General features: G+C 50.5%; 18 protein-coding genes. 16 read left to right on the forward strand and 2 right to left on the reverse strand.

The annotated features are described in order from the left end of the window. The first annotated feature begins 24 nt into the window (after window positions 1–24). Genes K331_RS0125955 through K331_RS0125970 form a run of 4 tightly spaced genes read left to right on the forward strand, consistent with a single transcriptional unit; the run spans window position 25 to window position 4343 of the window. A complete protein-coding gene (locus K331_RS0125955; protein WP_051290065.1) occupies window positions 25–672 on the forward strand; it encodes a YkoF family thiamine/hydroxymethylpyrimidine-binding protein in 648 nt (215 codons plus the stop codon). 1 nt (window position 673) lies between these two features. After that, complete coding sequence (locus K331_RS0125960) at window positions 674–1255, forward strand: ECF transporter S component (protein ID WP_028592544.1); 582 nt, start codon at window positions 674–676, stop codon at window positions 1253–1255. Then, entirely contained in the window at window positions 1252–3486 is a 2235-nt protein-coding gene (locus tag K331_RS31265) for an ABC transporter ATP-binding protein (protein WP_084165583.1), read from the forward strand. The genes K331_RS0125960 and K331_RS31265 overlap by 4 nt, the downstream gene beginning before the upstream one ends. Further along, window positions 3483–4343 (forward strand): energy-coupling factor transporter transmembrane component T family protein, encoded by an 861-nt coding sequence (locus K331_RS0125970; RefSeq protein WP_084165584.1) that lies wholly within the window; start codon window positions 3483–3485, stop codon window positions 4341–4343. The genes K331_RS31265 and K331_RS0125970 overlap by 4 nt, the downstream gene beginning before the upstream one ends. Before the next feature lie 103 nt (window positions 4344–4446). Here the strand turns inward: K331_RS0125970 and K331_RS0125975 are convergent, their stop codons facing one another. Beyond that, the gene (locus tag K331_RS0125975; RefSeq protein ID WP_028592546.1) at window positions 4447–4830 is read right to left on the reverse strand and encodes an iron-sulfur cluster biosynthesis family protein; all 384 of its coding nucleotides are present in this window, start codon (window positions 4828–4830) and stop codon (window positions 4447–4449) included. A 183-nt stretch (window positions 4831–5013) separates the two neighbouring features. On the opposite strand from K331_RS0125975, the gene K331_RS0125980 reads away from it, so the two are divergent. The 5 genes from K331_RS0125980 to K331_RS0126000 all read left to right on the forward strand — a co-directional run bounded on the left by K331_RS0125980 (window position 5014) and on the right by K331_RS0126000 (window position 9720). After that, entirely contained in the window at window positions 5014–6543 is a 1530-nt protein-coding gene (locus K331_RS0125980) for a glutamate synthase subunit beta (protein WP_028592547.1), read from the forward strand. Then, complete coding sequence (gene yfcE, locus K331_RS0125985) at window positions 6521–7072, forward strand: phosphodiesterase (RefSeq protein WP_028592548.1); 552 nt, start codon at window positions 6521–6523, stop codon at window positions 7070–7072. The genes K331_RS0125980 and yfcE overlap by 23 nt, the downstream gene beginning before the upstream one ends. 416 nt (window positions 7073–7488) lie before the next feature. Beyond that, complete coding sequence (locus K331_RS0125990; protein WP_028592549.1) at window positions 7489–7818, forward strand: helix-turn-helix transcriptional regulator; 330 nt, start codon at window positions 7489–7491, stop codon at window positions 7816–7818. A gap of 212 nt (window positions 7819–8030) precedes the next feature. Beyond that, on the forward strand, window positions 8031–8867 hold the full coding sequence (locus K331_RS0125995) for an alpha/beta hydrolase (protein WP_028592550.1): 837 nt from the start codon (window positions 8031–8033) through the stop codon (window positions 8865–8867). A gap of 22 nt (window positions 8868–8889) precedes the next feature. Further along, complete coding sequence (locus K331_RS0126000; RefSeq protein WP_028592551.1) at window positions 8890–9720, forward strand: ankyrin repeat domain-containing protein; 831 nt, start codon at window positions 8890–8892, stop codon at window positions 9718–9720. A 118-nt stretch (window positions 9721–9838) separates the two neighbouring features. On the opposite strand, the gene K331_RS0126005 is transcribed toward K331_RS0126000, so the two are convergent. After that, a complete protein-coding gene (locus K331_RS0126005) occupies window positions 9839–10648 on the reverse strand; it encodes a helix-turn-helix transcriptional regulator (RefSeq protein ID WP_028592552.1) in 810 nt (269 codons plus the stop codon). A 144-nt stretch (window positions 10649–10792) separates the two neighbouring features. Between K331_RS0126005 and K331_RS0126010 the strand changes: the two genes are divergently transcribed. The 7 genes from K331_RS0126010 (at window position 10793) to K331_RS0126035 (ending at window position 20891) form a co-directional block, all read left to right on the forward strand. Then, window positions 10793–11566 carry a sugar phosphate isomerase/epimerase family protein gene (locus tag K331_RS0126010; protein ID WP_028592553.1) on the forward strand — a complete coding sequence of 258 codons (774 nt, stop codon included), beginning with the start codon at window positions 10793–10795 and terminating at the stop codon, window positions 11564–11566. A gap of 57 nt (window positions 11567–11623) precedes the next feature. After that, window positions 11624–12643, forward strand: a complete 1020-nt coding sequence (locus K331_RS0126015; protein ID WP_028592554.1) for a Gfo/Idh/MocA family protein — start codon at window positions 11624–11626, stop codon at window positions 12641–12643. Window positions 12644–12972: 329 nt separating this feature from the next. Then, entirely contained in the window at window positions 12973–14682 is a 1710-nt protein-coding gene (locus K331_RS32875) for a hypothetical protein (RefSeq protein WP_226383696.1), read from the forward strand. Further along, window positions 14646–16343, forward strand: coding sequence for a HEAT repeat domain-containing protein (locus K331_RS32880; RefSeq protein ID WP_226383697.1), 1698 nt, complete (start codon window positions 14646–14648; stop codon window positions 16341–16343). Before K331_RS32875 ends, K331_RS32880 begins: the two co-directional genes overlap by 37 nt. A 294-nt stretch (window positions 16344–16637) precedes the next feature. After that, entirely contained in the window at window positions 16638–18491 is a 1854-nt protein-coding gene (locus tag K331_RS0126025) for an assimilatory sulfite reductase (NADPH) flavoprotein subunit (protein ID WP_133567630.1), read from the forward strand. 56 nt (window positions 18492–18547) lie between these two features. Next, window positions 18548–20269, forward strand: coding sequence for an assimilatory sulfite reductase (NADPH) hemoprotein subunit (cysI, locus tag K331_RS0126030; protein WP_028592556.1), 1722 nt, complete (start codon window positions 18548–18550; stop codon window positions 20267–20269). A gap of 211 nt (window positions 20270–20480) precedes the next feature. Then, a complete protein-coding gene (locus K331_RS0126035) occupies window positions 20481–20891 on the forward strand; it encodes a VOC family protein (RefSeq protein WP_028592557.1) in 411 nt (136 codons plus the stop codon). Window positions 20892–21011: the final 120 nt, after the last annotated feature.

A 21011-nucleotide genomic window follows, 5' to 3' on the forward strand; every position in this document is an offset into this window, starting at 1 on the left:
AGCAAAATGAACGAAGGAAGCATCATGAGCGGCAAGGCTGTAGGAAGCACGCAGCAACAAAGTGTACAGGGACAAGCATGTGGGACAAGTCGAATTGTAGGCTGTCGCTTCTCACTGTATCCCATGAGCAGTCAATTCGTGGATATTATCATGGATGCCCTGAACAAGGTAGACACTTCCAAAGTATGGAGTAAGACGGATGATGTTAGTACCTGTATACGTGGACGAATGGAGCATGTATTCGATGTCACGAAGGCGATCTTCCTGCAGGCGGCGAAAAGCGGAGAGCATGTCGTCTTGAATGGTACATTCTCCATCGGTTGTCCAGGGGATACAGAGGGGGATGTATTCATGTCCGAGAATGATCAGCGAATGAATGAGATGAATAGCGCAGCAATCCCTATTCAGACAGCCGCTCAGTTCGCGCTATACCCGATGGGAACTGCCGATTATATGAACAAAATATACGGAGCTGTAGAGATCGCTCAGGAGCATGGAACCTTCGGTGGAGGTGTGCATTACGCGAGCAGGCTGGATGGTGATGCTAATCGGGTGTTCGCTACCCTGGAGCAGTCATTCGCTCATACACAAGAGAGTGTATCTCACGTGGTCATGACCGTGAATCTCTCCTGCAACAGTCCGTCTTCTCGCGCAAGAAAGGAGGAAGCCTAAGATGGCCTCTTGGAAGCTTCGGGATATTATTGTGCTCAGCTCGCTATCTGTCGTGTTCGCGGTTGTATACTTGCTGTTTTTGCAGGTGGGAAATGTTCTGACCGGATTCATGGGACCGATGGGGTATGAGGTCATCTTCGGTATCTGGTTCATCGTGTCCATCATTACTGCTTATATCATTCGCAGGCCAGGGGTAGCCCTGTTGTCTGAGACGATTGCCGGAGTAGTAGAGGTGCTGATCGGGAATACCGTAGGACCGATTCTGATCGTATCAGCGATTATTCAGGGGCTTGGCGCTGAGGTGGTATTCGCAGCCTTCCGCTATCGTAGATACAATCTGGCTGTACTTATGCTGGCTGGTATGGGGGCAGCTGTGTTCAGCTTCATCTGGGGCTACTTCCGCTCAGGCTTTGCAGCTCTGTCTGTGGATCTGGTGCTTGCTATGCTGATTGTACGAATCATTAGTGGCGCATTGCTTGCTGGCTTATTGGGTAAATGGATCGCAGATGCTCTGGCTTCAACAGGAGTGTTACGCAGCTTTCCGATTGCCAAGACTCGTTCGCAGAGCACATACAAGGCATGACACAGGATAAGAAGAGAACCGGAACGGAGAAGAGGGGGAGTTGCACCCCAAGCTATGCCCTAGAGACTAGAGCGCTGTCTATGTGCTTCGAGGAAGGTAGCTCTGGAATCATCAATGAGGTATCTCTGAACCTGGTGCAGGGAGAGTTGCTATTGCTTCTTGGTCCCAGTGGTGGTGGGAAAAGCTCACTGGCGCTCTGTTTGAATGGAATTTATCCGCATGCGGTTGACAGCCTTGTATGTGGGGAAGTGAGGCTCTATAACGAGCTGCTACTAGAGGCCAATCCTGCTCAGATTGCTCAGCGGGTAGGGATTGTCTTTCAGGATGTGGATAGCCAATTCTGTATGCTGCGAGTGGAAGAGGAGCTGGCGTTCTGTCTGGAGAACATCGGCTGTCCGAGAGATGAGATGGAGGCTCGGATTGTATCAGCACTGGGGCTCGCCGGGTTAAGCGATTACAGACAAGCCTACATTCACAGTCTGTCTGGAGGAATGAAGCAGCAGCTAGCGATTGCCTGTGCCTTGGTGCTGCGGCCTTCAATTCTGATTCTGGATGAGCCAACCTCGAATCTGGACCCGATTGCTGCTACTGCACTGACGGCACGTATTCGTGAGATCCAGCAGGCCGAAGAGCTGACAGTACTGCTTATCGAGCACCAACTGGATGAGTGGATGTATGCCGTAGATCGCATTGCCGCGCTTGATCAACGAGGGAGTCTGTTCTACCAAGGATTGCCTCGTGAGTATTTTAGAAGGTACTCATCGAAGGCTCAAGAGCTCGGTATTTGGCAGCCCAGAGCTGCTACCTTGCATCGTCAGCTTATTAAAGAGCTTGCTGGGCGGGTCAGTGCAGATAGTAATGCCGAGAGTGCCAAGCAGCAGGCTATGAACGTACCAATGAGCAAGGAAAATAGTTCCAATATGTTGGCTACCAAAGCAGGGTATACCGAAATTCAGACTCTTGATAGGAGTGCTGAATACGAGCAATTGCTGTTAAGCCAGCATGAAATGGGGAATTGGCAGGCAGTGGAGGACGCGCTCCCTTTGACCCTCAATGAGCTATGGCAATTATGGAGTAACCAGCCCCAACAGGTGTGTAAGGCAGCTCTGAAGGCTGTATCTTCAATCAGGGAACATGTGACATCCACCCAGCAGAAATCCCGAGCAGGCGAGTTGGAAGCAGCCGATATATCGACAACAGGTGTATTCGACTCGTCTGGAAAGCCACCGAAGCTGTTGCTTGCAGCACATGAGCTGGTGTATTCCCATGGAAGAAGCCCTAAGCGTCTTTACAGCTTCTTAAAGAAACGGAAGTCAGCACATGGTGAGATATCAGCTACACCTGCGCAAGTAACGCAAGCAACAAAAGCAACAAAAGCAACAAAAGCAACACATCAAATACACCATGTGTCGCTACATGTTCATGAAGGCGAATTTGTAGCATTGGCAGGTCCGAACGGTGCTGGGAAGTCTACTCTTGCTAGTCTCCTAACAGGCCTGCTTGCTCCGGCGTCAGGGCATGTATACGTTAATGGTAGGAGATTGGATGACTGGCGCGAGGAGGAGCTGCGACGCCAGATTGGCTTGGTATTCCAGCATCCAGAGCATCAATTTGTGACGGATTCCGTCTATGACGAGTTAGCTTATACACTTAGACTGCGACAGGAGTGGTCAGAAGGGCAGATCGAGAAGCGGGTAGAAGCTGTACTGAAGCAATATCGACTTGAGGAGCAACGTGATATGAGTCCATTTTCCCTTAGTCAAGGGCAGAAGCGCAGGCTGAGCGTCGCAGTTATGCTCATGGATGACCAGCGTATTCTAATCTGTGATGAGCCTACCTATGGGCAGGACGCATATGCATCGTTGGAGCTGATGCAAGCACTACGCAGCCGGGCTGAGCAGGGCCAGGCGGTTCTCATGATCACACATGATATGGAATGGGTACGCCAATTTGCTACAAGAGTGATTGTGCTACAAGCAGGCCACATTGTCTTCGATGACACGCCTGTCGCATTGTGGAAGCTGACCAAGCAGGAATTGGACATGATGCATCTGAAACTACCACTTGTCGAACGGTTCAGTCAGCTGTTATCAGATTCTTTAAGTAAATCATTAGATGAGTCACCTAAGGAATCACTGAATGCATCATGGTCAGGGTCACTTGCCGACGCCGTGAAAGCATCAACGATTGGAAGCAGTGAGCCTTCTGTAAGACAAGGAGGGCTCCGATGACTGTCCCAAGGTCCATGAATCGTGCTGAATCGTTCAATTCAGGCAGCACGGTAGCGCCCAGGAGAGCTCTGTTCCGACTTGAGATGCTTAATCCTAGTATGAAGGCACTGACGGTGACATTATGTGTGCTCTTTCTGTCCTTTGCCTTCGATCCTGTGACTCCATTTGTAGCCTTGGTCTTCACGGTGGCTGTAACTTGGGTCGTCGGGGACATATCCTGGCGGAGATGGCTGTTGCTGTTCACTCCTTTTGTCATCATGGCCCTCGGATATATATGGACTGCGGCACTATTTCCGCGAGAGGACACCGTGTTGATGTCACCAGTCTTGCTCAGCATGGGTCCATTGGAGATTACTGAAGCAGTCTGGCATACAGCTCTGTCACTTGGCTTAAGGACGTTGATCTTCTCAGCCTTGTCCTTGCTCTTCATCCTTACGACAGACCCGGTTCATTTCATATTAAGTCTGATGCAGCAATGCAAGCTGCCACCGAAGCTCGCTTACGGGATATTGGCAGGCTTCCGCTTCCTTCCACTATTTCGGGAAGAACTGCGAATCATGCAGCAGGCACATCGCATGCGTGGTGTAGGCAAAGAGCGGGGCTGGGGCAAGCTGCTACGTGCTCTGAAGCGATATTCTATACCGCTGTTGGCCAGTGCGATTCGCAAATCCGAGCGTGTAGCCGTCGCCATGATTTCCAGAGGATTTACAGGGGAACCGCATCGCGAGTTCTATGTCCAATGGAGAGTAACCAAGGCCGATTGGTGCTTCCTTCTGCTGATGCTTGGCGGTGTAGCGGTTAGCTATGCGCTTGCAGCGCTCTTCGGTACATTAGAGTGGTATCGGGGACAACTGTAGCGAGTATACATTCATCATGCTTGTGAAAAAACCTCTCCACCGCTGGCCGAATGAACGGTAAGCGTGGAGAGGTTTTTTGAGTATCGTAGGCCACTCTGTGTTATTAGTTCTGCTGGATCAGGCAGCTTGCTGCTGACTCATCTGCAATGATGTCCGACTTGCCTGGGTTAGCGCGCAGATCATAGATTCGGATATTGGTGCTGTAAGTACCGGAATCCCCAACAAGGCTGAAGGAAGGGAAGTTGGGTTCTGCATCGAGTCGCATCGCCTCCTCCAGATTGTGCCGCTGCTTGGGGTCAACGAAGATCGGCACTGCATTGGTCTCCAGCAACTCGTCCAAAGACTCCGGCTGATCCACAATACGGAGTACAATGACCCCATTACAGCCACAGCCCTCGGTATCATATAGCAATTTAAAGTGTCCTGAACGTCCTTCGAGCGCTTCTGTCATACGCTGAGCGGCCAATTCACTGATTTGAATATGCATGATTGTCACTCCTATCTAAGTGTCTATATATAGCTATTATTATCCATTATAACACCATTACGTGACGTAGTTCATTTCTGGTATTTCCATCCGATGGTAAGCTAGTGTCATTTATTTAAGCATTTGGTTCTTTGCAGGCGTCTTTCGATCGACCAATACGAGTGATGACCGGAGGGATTTGGAATGGGAAAAGTTACTGGCTTTATGGAATTCGAACGCAGGAGCCTGACGGAGGAGCAGGTGTCGGACAGGATTGAGGGGTGGTGTGAATTCTCCATGCCGTGGGATAAGGAGACACTACAGACTCAGGCTGCCCGTTGTATGGACTGTGGGACACCATTCTGCCATGCAGGACGACTACTGAATGGCATGACGGCAGGCTGCCCGCTTCATAATCTGATTCCCGAATGGAATGATCTCGTATATCGTGGAGGCTGGCACGATGCATTGTCCAGACTATTCAAGACGAATCCTTTTCCAGAGTTCACAGGCAGAGTGTGCCCTGCTCCCTGTGAAGGCTCCTGTACACTGGGGCTAAGCCGCAACCCAGTAGCGATTAAGGCCATTGAGAAATCCCTTGCAGACATGGGCTTCGAGGAGGACTGGATTCAGCCTAATCCTCCTCAGTCAAGAACAGGAAGAACGGTTGCCGTTGTGGGATCAGGTCCTGCAGGGCTTGCCTGCGCCTGGGAGCTGAATCAGGAAGGACACTCTGTAACGGTCCTGGAACGGGCAGATCGTATTGGCGGACTCCTGATGTACGGCATTCCCAACATGAAGCTGGACAAGGAGATTGTGAACAGAAGAGTAGAAATTCTTAAGGCAGAAGGGATTCGTTTCATTACAGGCGTGGCAGTTGGCACGGATATTCTATTGGAGCAGCTTCACGCAGAGTATGACGCTGTAGTTCTATGCGCAGGAGCCACCAAGCCTAGAGAACTGCAGGTAGAGGGAAGACAGCTGGCTGGTGTACACCAAGCTATGGATTATTTGACTTCCAGCACCCGTAGCGTACTGAGTCAAGGGATGGAGGAGGAAGCGATTACAGCGTGTGGGAAGGATGTCGTCGTCATCGGTGGCGGAGATACCGGCACCGATTGTGTTGCGACAGCAATCCGGCAGGGTTGCCGAAGCGTGACGCAACTGGAGATTATGCCGCAGGCGCCACTCAGCAGAGGAGGGACTAACCCGTGGCCGGAATGGCCCAAGGTTCGCAAGACGGATTATGGGCAAGCAGAGGCAATTGAACGGTTCGGACAGGACCCACGCTGCTATCAGATTGCTACGACCCGTCTGGAAGGAGATGCAGGGGATCGGGTAACCACAGTGCGTACGATTCAGGTAGAATGGCAGCGTGACGAAGCTGGGCGGATGCTTCCAGTCGAGTTGGCGGGCAGTGAGAATAGCTTGTCAGCGCAATTAGTACTGCTTGCTCTTGGCTTCACCGGACCGGAGGAAGCCCTGGCCGGAGAGCTTGGACTAGAGCGGGATGAACGCAGCAATATTCGGACTGGTGGTCAGGCGGAGGCAGGATCTTATATGACCAGTGTAGAAGGTATCTTCGCAGCGGGTGACATACGGCGGGGGCCAAGTCTTGTTGCCTGGGCGATTGATGAGGGGCGACAGGCGGCAAGAGAAGCAAGCCGCTATGTGCTGAATGCTAATAAGTTGCAGAAGAGGAGCAAGACTGATGAAATTCATGTTCGTATCTGATATTCATGGATCATTGTACTGGCTCAAGAGAGCTGTAGAGAAATATGAAGAAGAGCAGGCGGATTATTGGGTACTGCTAGGGGATTATTTATATCACGGACCACGTAATCCGTTGCCGGAGGGCTATGACCCTGCAGGAGTTGCAGAATTGCTGAACCAGCAGTCACCTCATATTGCAGCTGCAATCAGAGGGAACTGTGATGCCGAGGTTGATCAAATGCTGCTCCAATTCCCCATGATGGCGGACTACGCTGTACTCTTCTATGAGGGACGCAGAATCTATGTGACTCACGGGCATGGTCATTCCATGGAAAATCTGCCACCACTCCAGTCCGGAGATCTATTCCTGCAAGGACATACCCATATCCCTGTGGCGAGGAGTGAGGGGGACGTCTATTTATGTAATCCAGGCTCGATATCGCTTCCAAAAGGGAATTACCCGCATTCGTACGGGATTTTGGAGGATGGCGTATTTAGCATTAAGGATTTTGCAGGCGAGATTCTGATGCAGGTCAGCATCACGGAATAAGTACTTTAAACCAGGTCTGCTATCTTGATTTAACTTAGCGCAGCACTGATCTGATACTGCTATGCGGTGTGGGGTTGGGCGGAATTTGTCACTCCGTCCGACTTCCTACCGAAATGATTACGTAATTATGCAGACTGCAATTACAGTTGTAATACTGAGGTAACGATTGCATCTGTCATCTCTAATTCATTGGTAATGTTTTTACAATTAACTATCAAAATATAACAGCTTTAGTCCGATATTGAAAAACGAGTAAGGACTAAGCAGTAGAAATGTAGCATTTGTCGTGCAGTAAGCAAGAAACGTTGATAACACAGTACGATCAGAGTTCATTTTTTTAAGCTTCATCATTGTCCAACGTTTCTGTAGCAAGGCTGAATGCAGAAATCGAAAGAGAAAAGGATTGAGAGCAGTTGATGAATTCAGAGATGTATGATCTTATGAGCGGTGCACAAAAAGAAGCGCTACAACGGCAAATCCAGCGAACGTCGCAGACGATGACGGATTACTATGACCTGACCCCACGCGAAAGTGAAATACTAAGTGCTCTTGTAACCTATGGGCTCAGTAACAAGGAAGTTGCAGATATCTTCTATATCAGCGAGAAGACAGTTCAAGTACATATTACGAATATCAAGAAGAAGACGAGCACAAGTACGATACGTAACCTGTTCTCCATTTGTTTTCGCATCATGGCTCTGGAGGAACGGCATGAAGCGAATGAATCGACCGGACATTTGGTATAGGCGTGTCACTGTAGCTCCAGTTACCATCATCAATGAGTAGCATCGAGGCTTGAGGCAGACATACCTGTGAGACAATGAACCTGTAACCCTGCTTGACAGATGGGAGAGAGCGTCTCAGGAAGGTGATCGCGCCGGCTGCGGAGAAGTAGAGTATTTATAGAGAACTTATCAAGAGGTTGCACAGACGCTAACGAATGAATGGGAGGCTACGAATGATGAATGTGCCAAAGAACATCAAACTCTGGGAGGACATGCCGCTCGATACAGAAGGCATTAACGATGGTTGTCCGAGCATTACACCTTATCTACTGGAGGGAGAGGGTCCGTACCCGGTAATCCTTGTCTGCCCAGGGGGCGGCTATGTGAACAGAGCTAATCATGAGGGAGAGCCGATTGCTCAGTGGCTGAACAAGATCGGAGTGTCTGCCTTGGTGCTTAATTATCGCGTCGCTCCTCATGCTCACCCTGTCCAATTAGAGGAGGCGCAGCGTGCAATTCGCCTTATCAGGTACCATGCCGCAGAGTGGAGACTTGATGCGAACCGTGTAGGAATTCTGGGCTTCTCGGCAGGGGGGCATCTGGCTTCGATGACCAGTACATGCTTCGATGCGGGCCAGCAGGACCTCGAAGATCCTGTGGATCTGCTTAGCTGTCGTCCAGATATCGCCATTCTGTGCTATCCAGTCATCACAATGGCCGGAGAGCATGCTCATGCAGGAAGTCAGCAAGCCTTATCTGGCCCACAAGAGAAAAGTGCGGAGTGGTTGAAGTCCGTCTCATCGGAACAGCGGATTACAGCGGATACTCCTCCTGTGTTTCTATGGCATACCGCCAATGATGCTTCTGTACCTGTCGAGAATAGCCTGATGTTCGCTGCTGGTCTGCGTCAGTTCAATATCCCGTTTGAGCTGCACATTTTTGAGGATGGGCGTCATGGTCTTGGACTCGCAGAAGCACATCCGCAAGCCCAGGCGTGGCCTGAGTTATGCCATCAGTGGCTCCGTCGGCGCAATTTCATTCAAGAAGCTGCGGAGCAGTCATTAGTCTGAACTGCAAATAAGGAGAATGAAGATGACTCAGGATATACGGCAGGAACGTAATGAAAAAATGAAAGCGGCAGGGTTCGAGAACACGCTGAACTATGCCTGTGCAACTGGGAATATAGAGGAGATTCGCCATAGGCTGTCCTCCATCAAGGCAACAGCACTGAACAAGAAATGCAGCTACTTCGGTACTTCTTTACATATCGCTTGCGAAGACGGTGCTCTGGATATCGTTCAATGGCTTGTAGAAGCAGGGGCTGATCTGGAGGTGCGCAATACGGTGCAGGAGACACCGTTCTTATGGGCGCTGCACTATGGTCATGAGGATGTGGCCCGTTATCTCATGGATCAGGGAGCGAATATTATGGCGCTTGGCTGTAAGAAGGAATCAGCGTTATTCCTATCTGCGGCATATGCTTCCGGTGCAATGACGCAGAAGTTGATTGATCTAGGTCTGGATGTCAATCAACTGGCAACGGCAAAAATAAACGCTCTGGAATGGACAACAGGTACCGGCAACGTGGAAGGAGCTAGCGTGCTCATAGACAACGGAATTCATCCTGAGACGATTACACCAGCCTTCTGGTGGGCTTGCAGACGCAATCGGAGGGAGCTGGCGGAACTACTGTTAAGCAAGGGGGCAGACATCTCTTGCGTGTATGACCGCAACTGCGAACTGCTAATCTACACGGTATTTAACGAATACGAGGATATTATTGGTCTGTTAGTGGATCATGGCGTGGATTTCAACAGGAAGGTCAAGTACAACAAAAATTTTATCAAGTTCGAAGGAACCCCGCTGGAGCGGGCTGCACAGCTTGGGCAGGACAAAATTGTAAGCAGAATCGGAGTATCCTGAGAGCCTGTCAATTTGACCGCAATGAAGCCTATAGTTCTGTAAAAAGCTAGGTGACCCGATCGAATACGAATCTTGACCAACAAGAGGCAGGAGGCTGCTTCGCCTAAGGTAAGAACCTTTACAGGCGATAGGGGGCCTCCTGCTCGTATTTTCTAAATTTGACCGGAGTCACGCCGTACTTGGATCGGAACACCCTGTGGAAATACGAATAGCTGGAAAATCCACACGTAACCGCAATCTGCTCCAATGTCAGTGAGCTATATTTCATACGCTCGAGGGCTGCGTTCAGTCGAATATCAATGGCATACTGGATCATGGTCTGACCATAGTAATCCTTGAAGAGCTTTACCGCGCGCGACAGGCTAAGTCCAGCAAACTGGGCAGCCTCCTCCAGCTTGAACGTGAGGGTGGCATGCTCCTCTATGAAGCGTTTCAGTCTAAGTGCAGCAAACACCGTACGATCCTGCTGGGTATGCTCTGAGATGGCTCTGTCAAAATAGAGACACAGACTTCGCAGCATGTAGTCGATCAATTCTCCGTTCTCCTCGTCTGCTCCGCGCCGCTTCTCAAGTAGCAGGTTGCGCCATAAGCCAACCAGCTTCTCGTCAGAGCCAATCCGGGTCACAGGCGGGCGTTTGGTGCGATTCCACCAATCATCAATCCACTGGCCTTCACAGAACAAATAGTAGTCTCCACTAGAAATGCGGTCCTCCTGCTCGGGGTCATCTACAGCAAGATCATAGGCATCTCCTGGCCTTAATAGCAGCAGATCTCCTCTGCGAAGCTGGTACTCGCGGTCCCGGCAGAAGACCCGGCAGGAGCCTTCGGTCTGCAATCGGAACAGATAGTGTGTCAGCCCATTTGTGTAGTGAGAATTGAAGGCTTTATAGTGGTAAGAATAATCACAGGTTAATAGTGCAGTATCCACGAGACAAGAACCTCCGTACATAATCTGAGCAAATAGTGCATGTGATAATTATATTGTGTATGGTCACTTCAGGTCAATTTTCGATAGGATAGTACCAGATAGAGCAGTATATATAAAACTCTAAGAAGTCGAGGTGTCTTGTACATGCCAAGAATGAATGTGGGTTTGCAGCTGTTCACGCTCCGTGAGGAATTAGCTACGGATTTTAGGGGTACACTTCGTAAGGTTGCCGAACTAGGTTATGAGGGTGTAGAATTTGCCGGATACGGTGACATTCCAGCCCTGGAAATGAAAGCGCTACTAGACGAGCTTGGGCTAAAAGCTATCAGTAGTCATGTAGGCATTCATTTGCTCAAGGATGATTTGCAAGGCCAGATAGATTACTTGAAGACAATTGGTGCTCATTATATGATCTGTCCTTATATTATGCCGGATCAGCGCCCCAAGGGTGAAGAATGGAAGGAGTTTATTGCATTTCTGGAGGATACGGGAGCCAAGGTGCGGGAGCAGGGGCTTCAATTTGGTTATCATAATCATGATTTTGAATTTTTGGAGAAGACGGGAGAAGCGCTGGTATTCGATGCAATGTTCCAGACGACGGCACCTGAGTCCCTTCAGGTGGAGCTTGATGTGTGCTGGGTTCAGTATGCTGGACAGGACCCGCTGGCTTACATCCGCCAATATGCCGGCCGCCTTCCGCTCCTGCACCTGAAGGATTTTGACAGAGCCACGGATGGTGCAATTAATACGCTGGAGCTTGGAGAGGGCCTGGTGGACCTGCCAGCCGTCATTCGCGAATCTGCGGATGCCGGAGTGGAGTGGCTGATTGTGGAGCAGGATCATTGTCAGAAGCCACCGCTTGAAAGTGTTGCAAACAGTCTGCAGTGGGTAAAAGAGCATTACCTGAGCCAATTCTAGCTCTGGTTCCAGTTCATGCCCCAAAACAATCATAGATCATGAAAAGGAGAAGTGCTGATGAGTACAATCAAGGTAGCCGTATTGGGATGCGGTGCTATTGCACAGCGTAGACATATTCCGGAGTATGCAGCCAATGAGCATGTGGAGCTGGTGGCCTTTGCCGATCCAAAGCTGGAGCGTGCCCAAGAGATGGCGGATACTTACGGGGGCACAGCGTATAGTAGCTATGAAGAGCTGCTTGCCCAAGAGAAGGTGGATGCTGTGAGCGTCTGCTCCCCGAACTATTTGCATGCGACTATGTCCATTGCTGCAGCCAAGGCTGGTGCGCATGTGCTAGTAGAGAAGCCAATGGCGTGTACCTCCGAAGAAGCAGAGCAAATGATTGAAGCAGCACGTGCCAGCAAAGTATTTCTCATGGTAGGTCACAATCAACGTCTCATGCCACCGCATGTGAAGGCGAAGGAGATTCTGGATTCGGGTAAGCTGGGTAAGGTTCTTACCTTCCGTACAGCCTTCGGGCATCCTGGTCCTGAAGCCTGGAGTGTTGACGGCCGGAACAGCTGGTTTTTCCGTCAGGAAGAGGCCAGTATGGGCGCAATGGGGGATCTTGGTGTCCATAAGTCGGACTTCATCCGTTTCCTGTTACAGGACGAGGTGGCAGAGGTCGGCGGATTTATTGATACGCTGCATAAGTCGGATACGAAGGTGGATGATAATGCCGCCTGCATTCTCCGCATGAAGGGTGGAGCTATTGGAACACTGGTTGCCAGCTGGACACAGTATAAGGGCGGAGATAACAGCACCGTGCTGTGGTGTGAGAAAGGCGTCATGAAGATCGGAACCGTAGAAGGGGACGAGGTCATCGTAGAGCTTATTGATGGGACAGTTGAGACCTATAAGGTCGGTGCCATGGCTACGAATGAAAAGCAGGTACCCAGCGGTGTCATTGATGCTTTTGTCGATAGCATTGTTACGAAGACGCCGCCAACGATCTCTGGTGAGGAGGGATTGCGTTCCCTGAACGTGATTCTGGCTGCATTTGAATCGCAGCGTACGGGACAATTTATTAAGCTATAGAGCTTCGGGAAGCTGTTCGTGCAATCAAGAAAGTAGCACCATAAAGTATGTATTTTGTGAGATTAGCTAGTCATTGAGCAAAGCTGATAACGAGTGAGGAAGTAGCCGCGTACCCTTTCGCCATGGGGGCAGCTTCCACACTCGTTTTTTTACTTGCCTTAAGTCCGTAGACTAGCCGCGTGTCTTTGTTAACATGGATTAGACAAGGTATAATGTTGTATTTTTTTCAATTATAAATAATAGAAAATGGCTAGTCCGTAAGCTGTGGACCAAAATGGCTTAGAGCGGTCTAGTAGATGGGTGTCAGCGAGTGAGAGGAGAGGGTAATAGTGTTGTTTCACAATACTCCGCTGAATAGAGAACGGGCACTAAAGGAACTAGACGTGATGGGGTACTCGGACAGGATGAAGCAGATGGCAACCTGGGGATGCCAATATAAAGGAGATGCTGCTTATAGCGACCTGCTTACATCATTGTTGAAGAGTGACAGTGCCTATGAGGGGCATCTGGCATTAACCGGTGCTAGTGTTACGCATGATGCTCATGTAGTTTTGGCTGCTTTGAATCATGGGAAGGCGGGTGTAAGGTGCCGGGCAGCCAAACTTTTGCCGAAGGTTCTCATCGATTCAGATTTTTTGATAGAGTCTGAAATCGTGTCGATGTCGCATGAATGTCGTCGCCAATTGCTGCGAAGCATCGTGATCAGAGGCCGGCAGGACTGGGCGGAGCGATTGCTGCCACTTGTGCTTGCCAATTGGGGAGGACATGAGGCAGCAACATTGTTGGCTGCATGCAGCGAGGAAACGGTCCGCCGCCACCTCCCGAAGCTGGGGTATGGGGTGCGTAATTGGAAAATGCTGACGCAGCGTCACCCGGATCTCGTCGCGGATTATTTCCATGATGTGCTGCAAAAGGCAACACAACGCGAAAAGACCTTTGTATGGTGGAGCTTTAGCTCAGCGATCGAGATGCTGTGTGAATTAAAACCAAGTATGGTCTTGGAATGTGCGTTGAAGCATGGGCCTACGGACGTGCTTCATCCTGTTCTCAGGCCGCGATTGGGCCGTCTAATGGAAGTAAGCCCGGATGATGTATTCAAGCTCCTGACGCGAGAGGAGGCGAGGGGTGACCTTCTGACTCACGGCGTACCTGTAGGTGTTTTGAAAAAAAACAAGCTTTTTTCCATCGAGCAGTGGGCAAAGCTAACATCATTGCTGGCTGAGCAGCCTTTGCATGTAGCGAAGGTACTGGATACACTTGCGCCGTCCTTGCGCGGATTGGTCTTCGAGGCTACCTATAAAGAAGACGATCGCAGCATGCGCTTGTTCCCGACGTCGCTTCTGGATGTACTACCACATCGTTTGCGCCATCAGGAGGCGACTCGAATGCTAGACCTGCGGGATATTCGGGAGCGCCGAGACCGTACGCTGGAAATAACTTCGAGGCTATCCATTGCGGCTGCCAGAGAACATCTGGAGAAAGCTGCGACTGTATCTGGAGCTGATGAGCGGGCTGCGGCCTATGTCCATCTTCTCCGAAGCACGGCGTTATCCCGAAGCGGAATGGGTGAAACGTTGCATTTCGTGACTCGGATTAAAAACGATCAGGACCCTGTGCGGAATGCAGTCATGGTCGAGCTGTCGAATTGCCCTCCCACGCTCTTTAAGGAAGACCATATCGGGGAGTTGACTGTGCTGGTCGATAGTGTGATTGAAGCCAGAGACACCTCCTATGGGACAAGAGTAGCCACAGAGAATTTGGCCTTTGCCATTCTGTGCTACCATGCTTCCCAGCCCGAGAGCAGACTTTTCAAATTTGTTCTAAGAACCTTCGCCAGAATGGCGATGCGGGACGGACACTTTATGCTGCGCTCAATGGACTGGGACAGAATGCCGGATCATGTGTTGAACATTGTGTTCGATGAATTTTATGCTCTTGGCATGGAAGCTAACAAGCGAGAGAGCTATACATATATTCTGCGGATGGCCGAATCGTTTGGCAATTGGCAGAGCGAATTCCTAAGCTCCAACTGCTACTGAAGGAACTAGTTCAGGTAAAAAACGTATCTCCTCAGGCTGTCCGTTATTGGCTGGCTCCACGCAAAACACGCGATGAACGGGTAAAAGAAATGCTGGATAGGGACCTCTCCTTCATTTCGTTTTATGAGGTATTTAAGCATCTGCACCTGAAGCGTCAAGAATGGCTGGACCCTTTCATTGCAGGGACAGTCATCAAGGGCAGGCATCTCTCAGGGAAGTCGATCTATCTTCTGCCTGCCTCGGACGGGTTCCATCGTTGGTTACCACGTCAGCAAAAAGCATTGGCTGCTCTACTCGAAAAAGTAGCCTTGGATGCCAAGCGTAACTTTTATGAGCGCTCGTCTGCCATGCGGAGCTTGGCAAAAATGCCGGACTATTGCTCCGATAAGTTGAAGAAGCTACAGCAGGATAAGGAAGTGCAGATCGCTGAGGCGGCGCTACACGCTTGCTCTTTATGGGAGGACCCGGAGAAGGCGCTTCCTTTGCTGCTGGACAATCTGGATGGGGACCGTGCCCGTGTGGCGATGTATGCGATCCCTCGATGTGCGCGTCGAATGAAGCCGCAGGCGATGACCTCCATGCTTGCAGATCTTTTGAACCGGGATAAGCTGAAGATTACAGTGAGAAAAGAAGCGATCCGGCTGCTGGGAGCCTTTAAGAGCAGTGAGAATATGGCGATACTTCTTCGTGAATATGAGAAACCAAATTCCCACAAGGACGTTGTGATTGCAATAGGCCATGCCGCCAGACAATGGCTCGAAGATGAGCGAAGCTGGGCTATATTAAGCGCAATGGCTTTGTCGCCGGAGCGGGATATTGCAAGAAGCCTGCTGTACCAGAACCCAAGAGAGCTTCCATTGAAGGATCGGCTGCGATATGTGCAATGGATTGCCAAGAATGGGAGTCATGCGGATGCGGAAGTGGCCCAGGAGGCTTTCCGAGCGATGAACCTTTGGGCGGATGGCCATGAAGTGTTGCTTGCCGCTGCCGCTGGTAAAGCCATATTGGATATGGAGAACAGCTCCAGATGGAAGGCGGCACTGGATACCTTGATCGTGGTCTGCCGTGATGGAGCGGTACACGAGCAGGTGATTAGTCTTTGCAAGCAGCTGGGGGCCATGGAACCAGTAGTCGAATGGAATGCGACTGCCGACAGGGATCTGCCGCATCGTCAGCGTCTCTTGGCACTGGTTGACAAGCTTGTCTTATTGCCTCCGCATGTAAGGCACGAACTGGCTCCGCTGTATGAAAGCGTGATTGATGTACTCACTGACAAAGAGGCGATGCAATCCGCTGTTATTAAGCTGCATATAGCCATGATTGAATGGAACAGCGCCGAACAGGCCATTGTTTGTCTAAGTCATGTGATCCAGATCGCGAGTAGGAAGCCACATGTGTTGGATTATGCGTATCGGCAGATCGTTCAAACGCTCAATGCTAGCAAAGGGCATTGGACCGCAGAGGAGCTTCTGAGCATCGTGGATCGCTTGAATGGCCAGACGCCGTTCGAGGCTCAGTATATAGGACTTTCTTTATTGCAGGTTGCGGGCAAGGCGTTATTGTGGAATCAGAGCAGCGCCGACCGTTTGCGGGCTTACCGGAAGCACGAGCATGAGATCATTCGAATGGTGGCTATGGACATGTGGACCGTTTTGGAATAGAACGGAGCATGTCGAAAATAAGGAACGTTGCAATGATTTAGAAATAATGTCTACATCCATATGTCCTGGCAGTGTAATAGCTGTCGGGACTTTTTATTGTGTCAGAAATATAGCTACATTTAGGGGGAAGAAGCCTTATCATTCGCTGGTTGACATGACGTATCAGGATTACTGATAGAACCGATAAGATCTAACTAATTGACCCTGTGCAGTACGTATGTTAGGTTCAAGATAGTATTAATGAGATCATAATAGTCGGATTTAGAAAATGAGCGCATATTGGGGTGGATGGGATTGAACTTTCAAGTAAGCAATAGTCCTTTTAATGAGGAGCAGGCTGATCTGCTTAACCGACTCGTACCGACATTGTCCGAGCATCAGCGTATATGGCTGAGCGGATATCTGACTGCTACTGGTGCTGGAGGTGCGGGGCAGGCCATACTCCAGACATCTGCTGTAGTCGCAGAACAGACACAGGCGTTACCACTGGCAGCACAGGTGCGGACCTTGCCCAAGGAGGTCACTGTTCTGTATGGCTCTCAGACGGGCAACTGCAGTCAGCTGTCAGGCAAGCTTACTGCAAAGCTGGAGCAGTTGGGCTACAAGGTCACTCGCGCTTCCATGGCAGATTTCAAGCCAAGCAACCTGAAGAAAGTACAGCACTTGCTCATACTTACAAGTACGCATGGCGAAGGCGAACCACCAGACCAAGCAATAGGTCTATACGAGTTCTTGCACAGCAAGCGGGCTCCTCAGCTGCCAGACACCTTCTACTCGGTATTGGCACTGGGTGATACCTCCTATGAATTCTTCTGCCAGACGGGGAAGGATTTTGATGCCAAGCTGGAGGAGCTTGGTGCGAGCAAGCTTGCACCGCGTATGGATTGCGACGTGGACTTCGATAGTTCGGCTACAGAATGGATGGAGCAGGTTATTGGCGCGCTTGAGCTGCGGACCTCAGGGAATACTGCCACGGTATCTGCAGGATCATCGGTAGCAAGCACGGCAGCACCTTCCCTGGAAGAGAGCTATTCCAGATCCAATCCATTTGCTGCCGAGGTCCTGGAGAATCTTAACCTGAACGGACGCGGCTCCGCGCGGGAGACCCGACATGTAGAGCTATCACTGGAGGGGTCGGGACTTCATTATGAGCCAGGTGACAGTCTGGGAGTCTATCCGCAGAATGATCCGAAGCTGGTAGATCAATTGATTGAGGCCTTGAAGTGGAATCCAGAGGAAGAGATTGAAGTGCACAAGCAGCAGCTACCCCTGCGTGAAGCGTTGACTCGCGTGGTAGAGATTACCGTCCTGACGAAGCCGTTGCTTCAGCAGATAGCGGGATTGGCCCCTGACTCTGCCCTAAGCAAGCTGCTTGCAGCCGGACAAGAGGAGGAGCTGCGGAGCTATATGAGCAGGCATGATCTGCTGGATCTCGTGCAGCACTACGAGCTGACAGGGATTGAGGCTGGGGAACTCGTTCCTTTACTCCGTAAAATCCCGCCTCGCCTATACTCAATTGCCAGCAGTCCTAGTGCCAATCCTGATGAAGTCCACATCACGGTGAGAACGGTACGCTATGAGAACGAAGGACGTGAGCGTTCCGGGGTATGCTCGGCTCAACTGGCCGAACGTGTGGAAGCCGGGGATACCTTGCCTGTGTTTATTCAGCACAATGCGGGCTTCAAGCTGCCGGAGCAACCGGATACCCCGATTATTATGATCGGACCTGGCACAGGAGTAGCTCCATTCAGAGCCTTCCTTGGAGAGCGAGAAGAGACCGGAGCGGAAGGGAAGTCGTGGCTGTTCTATGGTGATCAGCATTTTGCTACAGATTTCCTGTATCAGATCGAATGGCAGAAATGGATCAAGAGCGGGGTACTGACCCGTATGGACGTAGCTTTCTCGCGGGACACCGAGGAGAAGGTATATGTGCAGCATCGTATGCTGGAGCATAGCCGTGAGCTGTATGAGTGGCTGCAGGCAGGAGCGTACATCTATGTGTGTGGAGACGAGAAGAAGATGGCGCATGACGTGCATGCTGCACTGATACGCATTCTGGAGCAAGAGGGCGGACGTTCCGCAGATGAGGCAGCAGCCGAGCTTATTCGCCTGCAGCAGGAGAAGCGTTATCAACGGGATGTATATTAAGGGAATGCCCAAGCATAAGTGACATGTACAGGACCCCGAGAGGAGATATGAATCGAATGACTCAAAAGCAATTACTCCACCCCCAGAATGCTCCTCACAGCGATGTGGAGGACATTAAGCGCAGAAGCTTCTATCTGCGGGGAAGTCTGGAAGAGACTTTGAAGGACCCGCTGACGGGTTCCATCCCTGAGGATGACAATCGTCTGATGAAGCACCATGGCAGCTACATGCAGGATGATCGGGATCTGCGTAATGAACGGCAGAAGCAAAAGCTGGAGCCGGCCTACCAGTTCATGCTGCGTGTTCGCGCAGCTGGTGGTGTCATTACGCCAGAGCAGTGGCTGATGATGGACCGCGTAGCTCATAAGTATGCAAATGGTACAATCCGCCTGACAACACGGCAGTCATTTCAACTGCATGGTGTAATCAAGTGGAACCTGAAGAACACGATTCGTGAAGTCAACGACGCGATGCTGAGTACACTGGCCGCCTGCGGAGACGTGAATCGTAATGTTATGTGTAGTCCGAATCCCTATCAATCAGAGGTCCATAGTCAGGTGTATGAGTGGGCTTCAAAAGTGAGCCAGCATCTGGACCCGCGTACGAGAGCATATCATGAGATCTGGCTGGATGGAGAGAAGGTCATTGACAGCAAAGATGATACCGAGCAGGAGCCGATTTATGGTCCGGTATATTTACCGCGTAAGTTCAAGATCGGGATTGCGGTGCCACCAACCAATGATGTAGATGTATTCTCTCAGGATCTGGGGTTCATCGCCATTGTAGATAACGGCAAGCTCCTCGGCTTCAATGTAGCTGTTGGTGGCGGTATGGGGATGACCCATGGCGATCCGAAGACCTACCCACAGGTGTCCCGAGTGATCGGCTTCTGCACACCGGAGCAACTGATTGATGTAGCGGAAAAGACGGTTACCATCCAGCGGGATTACGGTGATCGGGCTGTTCGTAAGCATGCACGGTTCAAGTATACGATTGATGATCGGGGATTAGAGTGGTTCGTGGAGGAGCTGACATCCAGACTGGGTTGGTCGCTGGAGCCAGCGCGCGCCTATCATTTCGATCATAATGGTGATCGCTATGGTTGGGTGAAGGGCGGTGACGGCAAATGGCACTTCACGCTGTTCATTCAGAATGGACGAATCAAGGATCTGGAGGATTACCCACTAATGACGGGGCTGCGCGAGATTGCCACTGTTCACAAAGGGGATTTCCGACTCACTCCTAATCAGGGGCTGATCATTGGCGGTGTCAGTGCCCGCAGCAAGAAGAGAATTGAGCAGCTGCTGGAGCAGTACAAGCTGACTGACGGCAAGCATTATTCCGCGTTGCGCCGGAATTCCATGGCATGTGTAGCCCTTCCAACCTGCGGTCTGGCGATGGCGGAGTCCGAGAGGTACATCCCAAGCTTCCTCGACAAGATCGAACCCATGCTGGCCGAGAACGGACTGGAGCAAGAGGATATCGTAATCCGTATGACCGGTTGCCCGAACGGCTGCGCTCGTCCCATGCTCGCTGAGATCGGGCTGATCGGCAAGGCGCCAGGCAAGTACAACCTCTATCTGGGTGGCGGATTTGCCGGCCAGCGCTTGAACAAGCTATACAAGGAGAACATCGGGGAAGAGGAGATCCTAGCCTCGCTACAGCCGATTTTCAAACAATATGGCCAAGAACGTGAACCTGGTGAGCATTTGGGTGATTTCGTCATTCGCGCCGGCATTGTACAGGAGGTACGTGACGGACAGGAATTCCACGCTTGAGATCTACTTAAGTTGATACTTTTCACTCGTCTTGTCATGGGAGCACAATCTATATAATTAACATTGATAACTTATTGTATAAATATTTGCAATATTAGCTGTTATACTATGATTGTGAGAATAGTACCTTGATCGGACAGCAACGTATCCTCACCTTGATTGGGTCAAGGTACTAATGAGCAATGCAACTTCAAAGGATGAGGTGATGACCATGGCATTGAAGACGAGTAATATTTTTGTGAATGTACCAGTCAAGAATCTCGACGCGTCCAAGTTGTTTTTCGAAAAGGTTGGCTTTGAATTTAACCCGCAATTTACGGATGAGAAGGCAGCCTGCATGGTCCTTGGTGACAATATATTTGTCATGCTGCTGGTGGAAAGCTACTTCCGTTCCTTCATCAACAAAGAGATTGCTGATGCAAGCAGTACCACTGAGGTGATTCTAGCGATCTCAGCAGACAGTCGGGAGCATGTGGATGAGATTGTCAGCCGTGCTTTTGCAGCTGGCGCCAAGGAATATAATGAACCTACGGACCATGGATTTATGTATGCATGGAGCTTTGAGGACCTGGACGGCCATCTGTGGGAAATCACTTATATGGACCCTAGCAGCTACCAGTAATTCAAGAATGTTCTGTAATATACAGGCTGTTTTTTTAAAATGTTATATATGTTGAGACAGGACCGCCAGAGTATAGGCGGTCCTATTGTTCTATTTACAGCTTTCTTTGCTTGGCCGCCG

The sequence above is a fragment of the Paenibacillus massiliensis subsp. panacisoli DSM 21345 genome, assembly GCF_000426545.1.
Classification (GTDB): domain Bacteria; phylum Bacillota; class Bacilli; order Paenibacillales; family Paenibacillaceae; genus Paenibacillus; species Paenibacillus panacisoli.

What these genes read in the sequence shown, in the direction of transcription:
- K331_RS0125975 (WP_028592546.1), bottom strand. Translation starts at nt 4,830, where the DNA reads ATGCATATTCAAATCAGTGAATTGGCCGCTCAGCGTATGACAGAAGCG.
- K331_RS0125960 (WP_028592544.1), top strand. Translation starts at nt 674, where the DNA reads ATGGCCTCTTGGAAGCTTCGGGATATTATTGTGCTCAGCTCGCTATCT.
- K331_RS0126015 (WP_028592554.1), top strand. Translation starts at nt 11,624, where the DNA reads ATGAGTACAATCAAGGTAGCCGTATTGGGATGCGGTGCTATTGCACAG.
- K331_RS0125990 (WP_028592549.1), top strand. Translation starts at nt 7,489, where the DNA reads ATGAATTCAGAGATGTATGATCTTATGAGCGGTGCACAAAAAGAAGCG.
- K331_RS31265 (WP_084165583.1), top strand. Translation starts at nt 1,252, where the DNA reads ATGACACAGGATAAGAAGAGAACCGGAACGGAGAAGAGGGGGAGTTGC.
- K331_RS0125995 (WP_028592550.1), top strand. Translation starts at nt 8,031, where the DNA reads ATGATGAATGTGCCAAAGAACATCAAACTCTGGGAGGACATGCCGCTC.
- K331_RS0125955 (WP_051290065.1), top strand. Translation starts at nt 25, where the DNA reads ATGAGCGGCAAGGCTGTAGGAAGCACGCAGCAACAAAGTGTACAGGGA.
- cysI (WP_028592556.1), top strand. Translation starts at nt 18,548, where the DNA reads ATGACTCAAAAGCAATTACTCCACCCCCAGAATGCTCCTCACAGCGAT.
- yfcE (WP_028592548.1), top strand. Translation starts at nt 6,521, where the DNA reads ATGAAATTCATGTTCGTATCTGATATTCATGGATCATTGTACTGGCTC.
- K331_RS0126000 (WP_028592551.1), top strand. Translation starts at nt 8,890, where the DNA reads ATGACTCAGGATATACGGCAGGAACGTAATGAAAAAATGAAAGCGGCA.
- K331_RS0125970 (WP_084165584.1), top strand. Translation starts at nt 3,483, where the DNA reads ATGACTGTCCCAAGGTCCATGAATCGTGCTGAATCGTTCAATTCAGGC.
- K331_RS0125980 (WP_028592547.1), top strand. Translation starts at nt 5,014, where the DNA reads ATGGGAAAAGTTACTGGCTTTATGGAATTCGAACGCAGGAGCCTGACG.
- K331_RS0126010 (WP_028592553.1), top strand. Translation starts at nt 10,793, where the DNA reads ATGCCAAGAATGAATGTGGGTTTGCAGCTGTTCACGCTCCGTGAGGAA.
- K331_RS0126035 (WP_028592557.1), top strand. Translation starts at nt 20,481, where the DNA reads ATGGCATTGAAGACGAGTAATATTTTTGTGAATGTACCAGTCAAGAAT.